11 protein-coding genes are annotated in these 13,984 nt (G+C 67.2%); 4 read left to right on the plus strand and 7 right to left on the minus strand.

Annotated features, from left to right (window positions below; translation table 11 throughout):
• The first annotated feature begins 68 nt into the window (after nt 1-68).
• Nucleotides 69-2,075, plus strand: coding sequence for a glycoside hydrolase family 15 protein (locus tag FFS52_RS16295; RefSeq protein WP_137810287.1), 2,007 nt, complete (start codon nt 69-71; stop codon nt 2,073-2,075).
• 21 nt (nt 2,076-2,096) lie between these two features.
• Here the strand turns inward: FFS52_RS16295 and FFS52_RS16300 are convergent, their stop codons facing one another.
• From FFS52_RS16300 to lepA, 3 genes are read right to left on the minus strand one after another with little or no spacing between them, the layout of a single operon-like run.
• The gene (locus tag FFS52_RS16300) at nt 2,097-3,008 is read right to left on the minus strand and encodes a cation diffusion facilitator family transporter (protein ID WP_137810288.1); all 912 of its coding nucleotides are present in this window, start codon (nt 3,006-3,008) and stop codon (nt 2,097-2,099) included.
• A gap of 13 nt (nt 3,009-3,021) precedes the next feature.
• Nucleotides 3,022-5,070, minus strand: a complete 2,049-nt coding sequence (locus tag FFS52_RS16305; protein WP_137810289.1) for a M3 family metallopeptidase — start codon at nt 5,068-5,070, stop codon at nt 3,022-3,024.
• 32 nt (nt 5,071-5,102) lie between these two features.
• Nucleotides 5,103-6,959, minus strand: a complete 1,857-nt coding sequence (gene lepA, locus FFS52_RS16310; protein WP_078112904.1) for a translation elongation factor 4 — start codon at nt 6,957-6,959, stop codon at nt 5,103-5,105.
• Nucleotides 6,960-7,142: 183 nt separating this feature from the next.
• On the opposite strand from lepA, the gene FFS52_RS16315 reads away from it, so the two are divergent.
• Nucleotides 7,143-7,823 (plus strand): alpha/beta fold hydrolase, encoded by a 681-nt coding sequence (locus tag FFS52_RS16315; protein WP_137810290.1) that lies wholly within the window; start codon nt 7,143-7,145, stop codon nt 7,821-7,823.
• Between the two features lie 2 nt (nt 7,824-7,825).
• The gene (locus FFS52_RS16320; RefSeq protein WP_137810291.1) at nt 7,826-8,251 is read left to right on the plus strand and encodes a type II toxin-antitoxin system PemK/MazF family toxin; all 426 of its coding nucleotides are present in this window, start codon (nt 7,826-7,828) and stop codon (nt 8,249-8,251) included.
• Nucleotides 8,252-8,267: 16 nt separating this feature from the next.
• On the opposite strand, the gene FFS52_RS16325 is transcribed toward FFS52_RS16320, so the two are convergent.
• The 4 genes from FFS52_RS16325 to FFS52_RS16340 form a co-directional block, all read right to left on the minus strand.
• A complete protein-coding gene (locus FFS52_RS16325; protein WP_137810292.1) occupies nt 8,268-9,116 on the minus strand; it encodes a transglutaminase family protein in 849 nt (282 codons plus the stop codon).
• Nucleotides 9,113-10,090: an alpha-E domain-containing protein gene (locus tag FFS52_RS16330; RefSeq protein WP_058252096.1), complete on the minus strand. Its 978-nt coding sequence runs from the start codon at nt 10,088-10,090 to the stop codon at nt 9,113-9,115. Before FFS52_RS16330 ends, FFS52_RS16325 begins: the two co-directional genes overlap by 4 nt.
• Complete coding sequence (locus FFS52_RS16335) at nt 10,087-11,988, minus strand: circularly permuted type 2 ATP-grasp protein (RefSeq protein WP_137810293.1); 1,902 nt, start codon at nt 11,986-11,988, stop codon at nt 10,087-10,089. Before FFS52_RS16335 ends, FFS52_RS16330 begins: the two co-directional genes overlap by 4 nt.
• 92 nt (nt 11,989-12,080) lie before the next feature.
• The gene (locus FFS52_RS16340) at nt 12,081-13,253 is read right to left on the minus strand and encodes a sulfotransferase family protein (protein ID WP_137810294.1); all 1,173 of its coding nucleotides are present in this window, start codon (nt 13,251-13,253) and stop codon (nt 12,081-12,083) included.
• Between the two features lie 239 nt (nt 13,254-13,492).
• On the opposite strand from FFS52_RS16340, the gene rpsT reads away from it, so the two are divergent.
• Nucleotides 13,493-13,753, plus strand: a complete 261-nt coding sequence (gene rpsT / locus FFS52_RS16345) for a 30S ribosomal protein S20 (RefSeq protein WP_004023072.1) — start codon at nt 13,493-13,495, stop codon at nt 13,751-13,753.
• Nucleotides 13,754-13,984: the final 231 nt, after the last annotated feature.

Raw genomic sequence — 13,984 nt, forward strand, 5'->3', positions numbered from 1 at the left:
TCACCGCCACCGTCTCGCTCACGGGAGCCGAGTGGCGTCGGCGAGAACCCGTCGCAATGATGGAACTCATGTCTGTCGCAGATGACTCCACCGTAACGTCCCTGCCGACCGTGCCGCCGCGGGCATCCGGGACCGCGGCCGACGCCGACGTCTCCCCGGCGGCTCCCCCGGCACCGTCGCACACGAGCGCCTTCCCGCCGATCGGCGACTACGCGTTCCTGTCCGACACCGAGACCAACTGTCTCATCGCGCGCAACGGCTCCGTCGAGTGGATGTGCATACCCCGGCCCGATTCCCCGAGCGTCTTCGGCGCCATCCTCGACCGTAGCGCCGGCCACTTCCGACTGGCGCCCTACGGCGTGAACGTCCCGGTGGATCGGCGCTACCTGCCCGGCAGCCTGATGGTCGAGACCACCTGGCAGACCGACACCGGTTGGATCATCGTCCGTGACGCACTGGTCATGGGTCCGTGGCACGACAACGAACGTCGTTCGAAGACGCACCGCCGGACACCCACCGACTGGGACGCCGAACACATCCTGCTGCGCACCGTGCGCTGCGTGTCCGGCACCGTCGAACTGCACATGAGTTGCGAACCCGCCTTCGACTACCACCGCGGGACGACGAAGTGGGAGTACTCGGGCCCGGCCTACGGCGAGGCGATCGCGACCGCCAGGGACACCGATGCCGACACGCCCACCCTGAAACTCACCACGGACCTCCGGCTGGGTCTGGAAGGTCGCGAAGCGCGGGCACGTACCCGGCTCGTCGAAGGCGACAACCGCTTCGTCGCACTCAGCTGGTCCCGGCAGCCGGCGCCGCAGAACTTCGAGGAAGCCGCCCAGAAGATGTGGGCGACAAGCGAGTCGTGGCGGCAATGGATCAACATCGGCAGCTTCCCCGATCATCCGTGGCGCTCACATCTGCAGCGTTCGGCCCTCACGCTGAAGGGACTCACCTACTCCCCGACCGGTGCGCTGCTCGCCGCCGCGACCACGTCGCTGCCGGAAACACCTCAGGGCGAACGCAACTGGGACTACCGCTATGCGTGGGTGCGGGACTCGACCTTCGCCCTGTGGGGTCTGTACACGCTCGGTCTCGACCGCGAGGCCGACGACTTCTTCTCCTTCATCGCCGATGTCTCGGGCATCACCAACGGGGAACGTCATCCGCTGCAGGTGATGTACGGCGTCGGCGGCGAACGCACCCTGGAAGAGGAAGAGCTGACCCATCTCTCCGGCTACGACGGCGCCCGGCCGGTCCGTATCGGCAACGGCGCGTACAACCAGGCACAGCACGACATCTGGGGCACGATGCTCGACTCGGTGTACCTCAACATCAAATCGCACGAGGCGGTGCCGGAGACGCTGTGGCCCGTGTTGAAGGCCCAGGTCGAAGAAGCGATCAAGCACTGGAAGGACCCCGACCGCGGCATCTGGGAGGTGCGTGGGGAGCCGCAGCATTTCACGTCGTCGAAGGTGATGTGCTGGGTCGCGCTCGACCGCGGATCACGCCTCGCGACGATGCACGGCGAGCAGGCGCACGCGCGCGAATGGGCGGCGACCGCGGAGGAGATCAGGGCCGACGTCCTGGCGCACGGGGTCAACGAGCGCGGGGTGTTCACCCAGCGTTACGGCGACGACGCGCTCGATGCCTCGTTACTACTCGTCCCGCTGCTGCGGTTCCTGCCGCCGGACGACCACCGGGTGCGCGCAACGGTTCTCGCGATCGCCGACGAACTCACCGAGAACGAACTGGTGCTCCGCTACCGGGTCGAGGAGACCGACGACGGTCTCAGCGGCGAAGAGGGTACGTTCACCATCTGCTCGTTCTGGCTGGTGTCGGCCCTCGTCGAGATCGGCGAACTGCCGCGGGCGAAGACGCTGTGTGAACGACTGCTGTCCTACTCGAGCCCGCTCAAGCTGTACGCCGAGGAGATCGACGCCAAGACCGGACAGCACCTCGGCAACTTCCCGCAGGCGTTCACCCACCTCGCCCTCATCAACGCGGTGATGCACGTGATCCGGGCCGAGGAAGCCGCCCATCAGGCCACGTTCCAGCCCGCGAATCACTGAGCGCGACGAGCCGAAACGCGCTCAGTCCAACCGCCAGTCCTCGTAGGCGCGTGGGTCGTTGATCGGTTCGACATGCAGGGTCACGGTGAGATCGTCGACCGCGGCGCGGAGTTCGTCCTCGATCGTCTCTGCCAGGTCGTGCGCGCGCTGCACCGACCAGTCACCGGGGACGAGCACGTGCAACTGGACGAACCGTTCATGGCCGGCCTCCCGCGTGCGGACGTCGTGGAAGTCGATCCGGTCGGCGCGGTGACGCGCGAGGACGGCGTCGATCGCGGCGCGCAGGTCGTCGGGCAGCGCCGAGTCCATCAGTCCCGCACCGGATCGCCAGACCAGCCGTCCGCCCACGACGAGGATGTTGGCAGCCACCGCGATGGCGATCAGCGGGTCGAGCGGCAGCCAGCCGGTCGCGGCGACCAGGAACACACCGACCACGACGCCGGCCGTCGTCCACACGTCGGTCATGAGATGTTTGCCGTCGGCTTCGAGGGTCAGCGACCGATGACGTCGACCGGCGCGGATGAGCACCCAGCCGACGACCGCGTTGACCACCGTCGCGCCCACCGAGATCGCCAGTCCCATGCCGACTTCGTCCAGTTCCTCCGGGTGGAGCAGGCGGTCGACGGCCGTCGCGACGATGACGACCGCCGCGACGACGATCATCACCCCCTCGAACACCGCCGAGAGGTACTCCGCCTTGGTGTGCCCGAAGTTGTGGCTCCGGTCCGGTGGCTTCGCCGCCACCCGCAGCGCGACGAACGCACCGATCGCCGCAACGAGGTTGACGGTGGACTCCAGCGCGTCGGAGAGCAGACCGACCGAGCCGGTGACCCGCCAGGCGATCAGTTTGAGACCGATCACGACGATCGCGGTCACGATGCTCAGCACCGCGAACGCCGACAGGTCCCGGCGCGGGGTGCGCGTCGTCGTCATGACCGGGACCCGATCAGGCCGCGAGCCCCCGGCGCCGCAGCAGCGGTTCGATACGCGGCCGGCGACCGATCAGGCCCTCATGTGCGACAAGCGGATCCACGCTGTCGCCGCGGGAGAGAGTGGCGTCGGCGAACCGGCGGCCGTTCTCGCGACGCAACCCGCCCTCGGCAAGGAACCATTGCTCGGTCTCGGCGTCGAGTACCTCCGACCAGATGTAGCTGTAGTAGCCGGCGGAGTAGCCGCCACCGAAGATGTGGTTGAAGTACGAGCTCCGGTAGCGCGGCGGGATCAGCTCGGTGTGCAGGCCCGCGTCGGTGAGCGCCCGCGCCTCGAAGGCCTCGACATCGGCCACCGCCTCGGCCTCCGCCACCGACAACCGGTGCCAGGCCAGGTCCAGCGAGGATGCGGCGAGGTATTCGATGGTGCCGTGCGCGGACTCGGCTCCCGCCGACTCCCGCGCCGCATCGGCGAGCTCGGCCGGGATCGGCTCTCCGGTCTCGTGATGCCGGGCGTAATTCGCCAGCACGTCCGGGTGCAGCGCCCACATCTCGTTCACCTGCGACGGGAACTCGACGAAGTCCCGCGGTACCGACGTCCCGGATTGCGACGGGTAGTCGACCGACGACAGCAACCCGTGCAGGGCGTGCCCGAACTCGTGGAAGAGCGTGGTGAGCTGATCCATCGTGAGCAGACACGGTTGTCCGGCATCGGGTTTGGTCAGGTTCAGCACGTTCACGATGATCGGCTGGGTGTGCAGGACCGACGACTGGTCGACGATGTTGTTCATCCACGCCCCGCCGCGTTTCGACGGCCGGGCGAAGAAGTCGCCGAGGAAGAGCCCGATACCGACGCCCGCGTCGTCGCGTACCTCCCAGGCGCGCACATCCGGGTGGTACAGCGGGAGATCGGTGATCTCCCGAAAGGTCAGGCCGTACAGCTTGTTCGCGGCGAAGAAGACACCCCGGGTCAGCACCGCGTCCAGTTCGCAGTATTTCGCGAAGTCGTCGAGCGGCACCGCCGAGTGCGACCGCTTCTCCCGATCGAGCCAGAAGGTGAGATCGGCGGGGCCGATCGGCGCGTCACCCGCGAACTCGGTGAGCCGGGTGAGTTCTCGGCCACCGGCACGCATGGCCGAGGAGTTGAGCTCGCGCAGCATGTCGTCGACGGCCCCCGGGTCCGGCGCCGTCTGCTCGGCGATCACGTATTCGGCGTGGTCCCGGTAGCCGAGCATCTCTGCTCGGCGTGCCCGCAGGCGGACGATCTCAAGGACCAGTTCCCGGGTGTCGTGTTCGTTGCCTCGGGCGCACCGCCCCACCGACGCATCGAACACCCGCCGGCGCACATCGGCATTCGTCAATTCGGTGAGCACCGACTGGCTCGTCGGAAGTTCGAGTGTGACGAGGTATCCGCTGTCGTGCCCGGCCTCGCCGGCGGCACGGCGGGCGGCGGCGATCTGTCCGGCCGACAGACCGTCGAGTTCGGCGGCATCGTCGACGAGCACCGCCGAATCGTTGGTGTCGTCGAGGATCTTCTGGGAGAACGTCGTCGTGAGATAGGCCAGGCGAGAAGCGATCTCCCGCATCTCACCCTGTGCGTCGGGGTCCAGTCCGGCTCCGGCGCGGACCGATTCCCGGTACCGCTTGTCGAGCAACCGGCGCTGGGCTTCGGTGAGATCGAGTTCGTCGGCGCGCGAATGGAGGTCGGAGATCCGTTCGAAGAGAACCGGATTCATCGCGATCGTGTTCGCATGATCGGTCAGGAGCGTCGACAGCTCCTGGGAGATCGCGTTGCGTCTGGGGTTCGTGTCGGGCCCGACGAGGTTGAAGAAGATCCCCGACGCCCGGGCCAGGTCGCGCCCCGACAACTCCAGGGCCTCGATCGTGTTGGCGAAGGTCGGTGCCGCGGGGTCGGCCGCGATCGCCTCCACCTCGGCCACATGCGACGCCATCGCTTCGGTGAACGCCGGCAGGAAGTCGTCGTCGGAGATCGACGCGAAGTCGGGGAGGTCGTAGGGCAGGCCGCTTTGCGCCAGTACCGGATTGGTGCCCTGCGCTGCGGTCATCGTCTCCCCACTCCCGGTCTGCCCGTCGCCCATCACTTCCCCTTCGGCTTGTCACCCACCGCGTCGGTGGAGAGCGCGGCCACGAAGGCCTCTTGCGGGACCTCGACGCGGCCGATGGTCTTCATCCGCTTCTTGCCCTCTTTCTGCTTCTCGAGCAGTTTGCGCTTACGGCTGATGTCGCCGCCGTAGCACTTCGCGAGCACATCCTTGCGGATGGCTCGGATGTTCTCGCGCGCAATGATCTTCGAGCCGACGGCGGCCTGCACCGGAACCTCGAACTGCTGGCGCGGGATGAGCTCCTTGAGCTTGATCGCCATCCGGTTGCCGTAGGCATAGGCGGCGTCCTTGTGGACGATCGCACTGAACGCGTCGACGGCCTCGCCCTGGAGCAGGATGTCGACCTTCACCAGATCGGCTTCCTGCTCGCCCGCCTCCTCGTAGTCGAGGCTGGCATAGCCACGCGTCCGCGACTTCAAGGCGTCGAAGAAGTCGAAGATGATCTCGGCCATGGGCAGCGTGTACCGCAGTTCCACGCGCGTCTCCGACAGGTAGTCCATCCCGCCGAGCTCACCTCGACGCGACTGACACAGCTCCATGATCGCGCCGATGAACTCGCTCGGCGCGATCACGGTGGTCTTGACGATGGGTTCGTAGATGTGCCGGGTCTTGCCTTCCGGCCAGTCCGACGGGTTGGTCACCACATGCTCCGAACCGTCTTCCATGACCACCCGGTAGACGACGTTCGGGGCCGTCGAGATCAGGTCGAGGTTGAACTCGCGCTCGAGACGCTCGCGGGTGATCTCCATGTGCAGCAGACCGAGGAAGCCGCAGCGGAAGCCGAAGCCGAGCGCGACCGAGGTCTCCGGCTCGAAGGTCAGGGCGGCGTCGTTGAGTTGCAGCTTCTCGAGCGCCTCACGCAGCACCGGGTAGTCGGAGCCGTCGAGCGGGTACAGCCCCGAGTAGACCATCGGGCGCGGCTCGCGGTACCCCGTCAGCGCCTGCTCGGCACCCCGGCGGGCAGTGGTGACGGTGTCACCGACCTTCGACTGGCGAACGTCCTTCACACCCGTGATCAGGTAACCGACCTCGCCGACACCCAGCCCCGTGGTCGGCTTCGGTTCCGGGGACACGATGCCCACCTCGAGCAGCTCGTGCGTCGTGCCGGTCGACATCATCAGGATCTTCTCCCGCGGCACGATCTTGCCGTCGACGACCCGGACGTAGGTGACCACGCCGCGATAGGTGTCGTACACCGAGTCGAAGATCATCGCCCGCGCCGGGGCGTCGGAGTCGCCCACCGGAGCCGGCACCTTCCGGATGACCTCGTCGAGCAGCTCGGTGACCCCGACGCCGGTCTTGCCCGACACACGCAGAACGTCTTCCGGCTCGCAACCCACGATGTGCGCGAGTTCGGCAGCGTAGCGCTCGGGGTCGGCCGCGGGCAGGTCGATCTTGTTCAGCACCGGGATGATGGTGAGATCGTTCTCCATCGCCAGATACAGGTTGGCGAGGGTCTGGGCCTCGATGCCCTGCGCGGCGTCGACGAGCAGGACAGCTCCCTCGCACGCCTCCAGAGCGCGGGACACCTCGTAGGTGAAGTCGACGTGCCCGGGGGTGTCGATGAGGTGCAGGACGTAGTCCTCGTCGCCCTCCGCCGACTTCACCGTCCAGGGCAGACGGACGTTCTGCGCCTTGATGGTGATGCCGCGCTCGCGCTCGATGTCCATTCGATCGAGGTACTGCGCCCGCATCTGCCGCTCTTCGACGACGCCAGTGAGCTGCAGCATCCGGTCTGCCAGCGTCGACTTGCCGTGGTCGATGTGGGCGATGATGCAGAAGTTCCGGATACGTGCCGGATCGGTGAAGGTGGTGTCGGCGAAGGTGGGAATGGAACTACTCCTCGAACGAGAACTTCGGTAGAGAACGGGTACGGATACGGGTTGTCCTCCAGTTTCTCATGAGCACCCCGCGTGGCGCGTCCGGCCACGTCGCACCCTTCGAGACGGCCCTCCGCAGGCTCCGGGCCTCCTCAGGGATCGGAGAAGTCCGCGAGCACCTCCGAAGGCGCTACGGTGGCAGCCGTGTCCGCGTCCACCGTCACCACCATCGAGTCCGACGACGTCGCCGCCGAGGTACACCGCCCGGGGATCCCGGCACGTGCCACGCTCGTCCTCGCCCACGGCGCAGGCGGCAACCGCGACGCCGTGATCCTGCGTGCCCTGGCCGAGGAACTGTGCGACCGCGGGTTCGTCGTCGCCCGGATCGACCTGCCGTATCGACGGCGCCGACCCAAGGGTCCGCCCAGCCCGTCCACCGCCGACGCCGACCGAGACGGCATCCGTGCCGCGTGTGCAACGCTGCGCGCCGAGTCCGACGGGCCGCTGATCGTCGGTGGCCACTCCTATGGCGGGCGACAGTCCTCGATGGCCGTCGCCGAGAACGGAACAGCTCTGGCCGACGGCCTGTTGCTGACGTCGTATCCGCTGCATCCACCGGGCAAGCCCGACCGACTGCGCACCGAACACCTGCCGTCGATCACCGTCCCGACCCTCGTGGTCCACGGGAGCACCGACCCGTTCGGCACCACCGACGAGATGACCCGCGCGATCGGCCTCATCGATGCGCCGACACACATCGTCGAACTCGAGAAGGTCGGACACGACCTCAACCCGAAGAGAAAACCCACCGCAGCCCTCACCTCGGACGCGGTCGAGGACTTCCTGCTACCCCACATCTCCGGAGAGGACTTCTGACGGTGACCAGTCGCAACGCCCGGCCCGCACTTCGGCCGACAACCGATCTCGCCCGCACCATCAGCTATTCCCCCGACCTCGACGGCGACGCCGACCCCGGCGAGATCGTGTGGACCTGGGTCGCCTACGAGGACGACCCGAACCAGGGAAAGGACCGGCCGGTCCTGGTCGTCGGCCGGGACGCCCGGGCCGACCGGTCCGACACCGTGCTCGGGCTCATGCTGTCGAGCAAGGACCACCGGGACGACGGCAACTGGCTTCCCCTCGGGTCGGGCGCATGGGATTCCCAGGGCCGGCCGAGCTTCGTGCGCCTCGACCGTGTACTCGTCGTCGACGACGACGGCATCCGCCGGGAAGGCGCGATCCTCGACCGCACGACGTTCGACGCCGTCGCCCAGGAACTCCGCGGGCACTACGGCTGGCGGTGACCCGAAGGACGAAACCCTAGGCGAGCCGGGTGATCTCGACGATGACGTCGAGGTCGGTCGCGCCGCCGCCGGTGTAGATACCCTTCAGCGGCGACACATCGGCGTAGTCACGACCCACGCCCACCGACACATGCTGCTCGGTGATCGGGGTGTCGTTGGTCGGGTCGTAGCCCCACCAGCCGCCCGTCCACGCCTCGATCCAGGCGTGACTCTGACCCTGCACCGTCTTGTCGATCTCGGCGTCGGGTTCGGGATGGAGATACCCCGACACGTACCGGGCGGGAATGCCCAGCCCGCGGAGCATCAGCAGGGTGAGGTGCGCGTAGTCCTGACACACGCCCTTGCGGTCGGTCCACGCGTCGACCGCGGTGGTGTGCACGCCCGTCGTGCCGGGGACGTACTCCATCTCGGTGTGGATGAAGCGACACACCGCCTCGACCGCCTCCTCGGGGGTGAGCCCCTTGGTCACCTTCTTCGCGGTCGACAGCAGTGACCGGTTGCGGGCGACATACGGTGTGTAAGACAGCATCTCGTCATACCGGTCGATGACGTGATCGCTGTTCATGTCGTCCCACGAGACCTGATCCTCCACGTCGGGGCGTTGTCCGGCCTCGGTTTCGACGACCGACAGCCCCGAGACCTCGAGTTCGTTGTGCGGCGCGTGCAGATCGAAGGCGGTGACCGCGGTACCCCAGTAGTCGGTGTACCGGTAGGACCTCGTCGCCGGGACGGTCTCGACCCGGTTGACGATCACGTTCTGGCGGGCGTCGCTGCGCGGGGTGAGCCGGGCTTCGTTATACGACGAGGTGACCGGACTGTGGTAGGCGAAGCCCGTGGAATGGACAACACGCAGACGCCAGCTCACAGCTCACTCTCCTCGATGACATGCCCGTCGCTGACGCGGGCGTCGGCCCACGAGACATAGGGCGACACATGGAAATACTGCTTCGTGACCGCCTCGTTGACCGCGCGGCAGGTGTCCTGCAGGTCGACGAGCCGGTCCTGCAGATCGTCGAGCAACTTCCCGGGCTCGAGGAACTCGAGCGAACTGCGTGCGCGGCCCAGCAGCAACTGCGCCTCGGCCTGGGCCCCGACCCGGCTCGGCCCACTCTCGAGCTGACCCAGATTGCGCTCGGCGACGCTGAGGGCGTGGAAGATGGACCGTGGGAACAGCCGGTCGAGAAGCATGAACTCGACGATGTTCTCGGCGTCCAACACACCGCGGTAGGTCCGCAGGAAGGTGTCGTGCCCGCCGGCGGACACGAGGACGTTCACCCAGGCCGGCGACGTCGTCCGATCCCCGGCGCGGGACAGCAACATCCGGATGGTCATGTCGACCCGCTCCACCGACCGACCCAGCAGCAGATATCGGTAGCCGTCGTCGTGGCTGAGGGTGGCGTCGGCGAGGCCCGCGAACATCGCCGCCCGGTTCTTCACGTACGACAGGAACTCGTGGGGACCGAGGCGACGCGAGCGCCGTTCGGCGCCGTCGAGTCCGTTGTAGGTGGTGTTGAGGCATTCCCACAACTCGCTGGACGTGACTTCGCGTGCGCCCCGGGCGTTTTCCCGCGCCGCCCGGATCAGGTCGACGATCGATCCCACCGCGTCGGCGTCGTAGGCGACGCGTTCGGTCAACGACCAGACGTCGAGCTCGTCGTCGTCCTCCGGCGCGGTGAGCCCGAGTACCTGGATGATCAGGCGTGCCTGCCGGTCGACGTCGACCGTGGTGTCCTCGAGGATCTGGTGGATCGCGACATCGAGGATGCGCGCCATGTCGTCGGCGCGCTCGACGTACCTGCCGATCCAGTAGAGCGATTCGGCGTTACGCGCCAACATCATCGGATATCACCCTCCTGCTGTCGGGTCATGCCGCCGGACGCTGTGGTCGGATTCGGTTGCGGCGTCATGCCACCCATCTGCTGCGTCCCACCCAACTGCTGCATCATGGAGCCCATCTGCTGCGTCCCACCCAACTGCTGCATCATCGAACCCTGCTGTTGCTGTTGAGTCTGCGTGTGCACCGGGTCGGGGGCGCTCTCCGCCGGCCGGGCGGCGGCGACACCGCTCGTCGTCACGACCTTCGCACCCGACAACTCCCGGTCCCCCTCGGATGTGCGCGAGGCCAGCACCCAGGTGTCCTTGGAACCGCCGCCCTGGCTCGAGTTGACGACGAGCGATCCCTCCGGCAGCGCCACCCGGGTCAGGCCGCCGGGCAGGACCCACACGGACTCACCGTCGTTGACCGCGAACGGACGCAGGTCAACATGGCGCGGCCGGATGGCGTCACCGATCTTCGTCGGCACCGTCGACAGCTGCACGACCGGCTGTGCGATCCACCCGCGCGGATCGTTGCGGACCTTGCGTGCCAGTGCGTCCAATTCGGCGCCGGTCGCGTCGGGGCCGAAGACGATGCCGTAACCGCCCGATCCCTCAACGGGTTTCACGACGAGTTCGTCGATGCGGTCGAGCACCTCCTCGCATTCGTCGGGCAGCCAGCAGCGTAGGGTGTCCACGTTCTGGAGACTCGGCTTCTCGCCGAGGTAGTACTGGATGATCTCCGGCACGTAGGTGTAGATCAGCTTGTCGTCGCCGACGCCGTTGCCGACCGCACTGGAGATCACCACGTTGCCCGCGCGCGCGGCGTTCAGCAGCCCCGCCACGCCGAGCATCGAATCCGGCCGGAACTGCATGGGATCCAGGAAGTCGTCGTCGATGCGGCGGTAGATGACGTCGACCCGCTGCTCCCCCTCGGTCGTGCGCATGTACACGACGTTGTCGCGGCAGAACAGGTCACGGCCCTCGACCAGCTCGACGCCCATCAGGCGTGCGAGGAGCGAGTGCTCGAAGTAGGCCGAGTTGGCCACGCCCGGGGTCAGCACGACGATGTTCGGGTCGGCCTCGTTGAACGCCGCCGACGCGCGTAGCGCGCGCAGGAGGTGGCTCGGGTAGTCGGCGACCGCACGCACCTTGTGTTTGGAGAACAGGTCCGGGAAGACGCGGGCCATCGCGCGCCGGTTCTCGAGCACATAGGAGACGCCCGACGGCGACCGCAGATTGTCCTCGAGGACCCGGAAGTCGCCGTTCTCGTCGCGGATCAGGTCGATACCCGCGACGTGGATGCGAACACCGTTGGGCGGCCGAATGTTTGCCGCCTGTCGATGAAAGTGCTCACAGGAGTGGACGAGTCGCTTGGGCAGTACCCCGTCGCGCAGGATCTCCTGCTCGCCGTAGATGTCGTCGAGGAAGAGTTCCAGCGCCTGTACGCGCTGGGTGATACCCGCCTCGAGCTTGTTCCACTCCGCCGCCGAGATCACCCGTGGCACAACATCCAACGGGAAGGGGCGTTCCTTGCCGGACAGCGAGAACGTCACACCCTGGTCGAGATAGGCACGCCCGAGGGCCTCCACACGGGCCTCCACGAGGTCGGACTGATCCTCGTCGGCCATGGCCTTGTAGATACCGCGGTACGGTGTCCGCACCTCGCCGGCGGCATCGAACATCTCGTCATAGGCCTTGCCGTACGGGCCTTTTGCGTACCCGCCGAAGTTGCCGGTGAAATTCTCCCCGGTGGTTGCGTCGCCCGCGCCCTTCGCCGACCGGCTGCCGGAACCGGAACCCTTGGTCGAACCGGACTTGGCGGAGGCCGTCCGTCCCGACGAGGTGGACGACGCCGCTTTCGCGGCTGCGGACTTACGCGCCGCCTTCTTGGCTGGCGCACTTGTCGATGCGGGGGTCATAAACTGCCATGGTGCTACAGAATGCCGAAATTGGCAGGACGTCGACCGGCCGTGTCATCGACGAAGCCGCACCGCCGTTCCGGGGCCACCGATCAGGATGATCGGCGCGCGGCGATCACCCGCCGCTTGACCCGGCGCACCACATTCGCCGCCCGCGTCCGCGCACGGGGTCCGACCTTGGGCAAGGGCGCCGCGAGCACCATCGCCGCGATCGTGTCGAGCGCGACGTCGAGCACCTCGCCGTCCGACGGCGGCGGCACGTCGCCGGCGTCGTGTTCGGGCGACACCACCAGATCGTCGAGGTCACCGACGACGTCGTAGCCGGCGTCGCGGACCGCCGCGACCATCCGCCGGGACTCCCCCGCCGCCCACTCCCGGCTCTTGTCCGAGAGTCCCTGCGGCGGGCCGGACGGTGCCTCGAACAGGATCTCCCCGATCACCTGCCCCTTGATGATCCGCTCGTATCGGCGCCACTCAATGGCGTCCGGCTGCAGGCGGCGGTTGAGGCCGCGCAGGAACTCGGCCTGCGGCGCGGACAGCGAGCTGTTCAGGCTGGGGACCGGGATCCGCAGCGGGACCGGATCGATGTTCATCACGCGCAGGAACCGATCCCAGAGCGTGTCGCCCGACGCTGCCCCGCGGGGCGGCACCGTGACGATGTGGACGCGCTCGGGTCCGACGACACGCGACCAGCGTTCCAGGATGCCGACGTAGTCCTGGAACTCCCAGAACGGCTCCTCGTCGACCTCGTCGGCCGGGGCATCGTCAGCGGGGGTACTGACGACGACGGGACCGCCGGTCCGGCGCCCCTCGGAAGCGAAGGCCACCGAATCCACGAACTCGTCGAACGACGCCCGGCGCTGGTTCTTCACGTTCTCCTGCCACACGGACGGGAGCTGGCGGCCGAGGTCGCGGACGGTCGCTATCACGTGGACCTCGTCGGCGAAGGACAGGTCGGCCATCAACCGTTCGATCTGGTCGACGGTCGCGGTGCTGTACAGCTCGTGCGACAGCAACGAGATCTGCGGCCAGGCCCGGATCTGACCGAGGAGCGTCGGCCAGGTGCCGGCGAAGGCGGGATCGACCCAGTCGAGGTATCGCTCCGGCTGCAGATGCACCGCGGCATGGAAGTGATCCGAGATCACGTTGCCCGGGTACAGCAACCCGGAGGACTGCAACGCCAGGTCGCGGTTTCGCCAGAGGCGATCCTGGAGGTGTGTGGTCCCGGTTTTGGGAAGGCCGATGTGTACGTAAACGACGGACATGATGGCTCCACCGTAGACATAAGTTCACGATGATTCTTATTGGCCGACGCGGTGGCCCGTCGTTCCCGACGCACGGATTTTGGCGGGCTGACCCCGGCTGGTAATGTTGTGCGCTGTTGCGGTGACGCCGTGGAGATGCTTCACGCGCCGACACCGCCCGGTGCGAGTTCAGCCCCCAGGGCCGACCGCCCGACCCGAACAGACAGACATATCCACCAGCAACGACAGAGGTAACACGCGTGGCAAACATCAAGTCTCAGATCAAGCGCAATCGCACCAATGAAGCGAACCGCCAGCGCAACCAGTCGGTGAAGTCGGCCCTTCGTACCGCGATCCGCAGCTTCCGTGAGGCTGTCGAGTCCGGCGACAAGGCGAAGGCCGCCGAGCTCGGCCAGACCGCCAGCCGCAAGCTCGACAAGGCTGCCAGCAAGGGCGTCATCCACGCCAACCAGGCCGCCAACAAGAAGTCGGCCATCGCTCTCGCGGTCAACAAGCTCTGATCTGACGCCGACCCCGGGTCGGTCCGACGGTTGATCCGTCGCCACCTCTCCATACCTCGATCACCCCGGCAGCATCCACGCGGTTGCCGGGGTGATTGTCGTTTCTGTCTGGCGCCCTACCGCTGGTTTCAGTGTCAGGGTTGTCTAGCCACTTCGGTGGTGGTTGGGTTCTGACCATCAGGCATCTGGCTCTACCGCTGGTTACCGCCCCTGGCTGTATTGGGCTGGTGT

Origin of the sequence: Gordonia sp. ALPHA1B1 (assembly GCF_005502615.1) — a bacterium.
GTDB classification, from domain to species: Bacteria; Actinomycetota; Actinomycetes; order Mycobacteriales; family Mycobacteriaceae; genus Gordonia; species Gordonia hongkongensis.

Excerpts from the sequence above, each read along its gene's own strand:
- FFS52_RS16295 (WP_137810287.1), top strand. The coding sequence starts at position 69 with ATGTCTGTCGCAGATGACTCCACCGTAACGTCCCTGCCGACCGTGCCG.
- FFS52_RS16300 (WP_137810288.1), bottom strand. The coding sequence starts at position 3,008 with ATGACGACGACGCGCACCCCGCGCCGGGACCTGTCGGCGTTCGCGGTG.
- FFS52_RS16305 (WP_137810289.1), bottom strand. The coding sequence starts at position 5,070 with ATGACCGCAGCGCAGGGCACCAATCCGGTACTGGCGCAAAGCGGCCTG.
- FFS52_RS16330 (WP_058252096.1), bottom strand. The coding sequence starts at position 10,090 with ATGATGTTGGCGCGTAACGCCGAATCGCTCTACTGGATCGGCAGGTAC.
- FFS52_RS16335 (WP_137810293.1), bottom strand. The coding sequence starts at position 11,988 with ATGACCCCCGCATCGACAAGTGCGCCAGCCAAGAAGGCGGCGCGTAAG.
- FFS52_RS16340 (WP_137810294.1), bottom strand. The coding sequence starts at position 13,253 with ATGTCCGTCGTTTACGTACACATCGGCCTTCCCAAAACCGGGACCACA.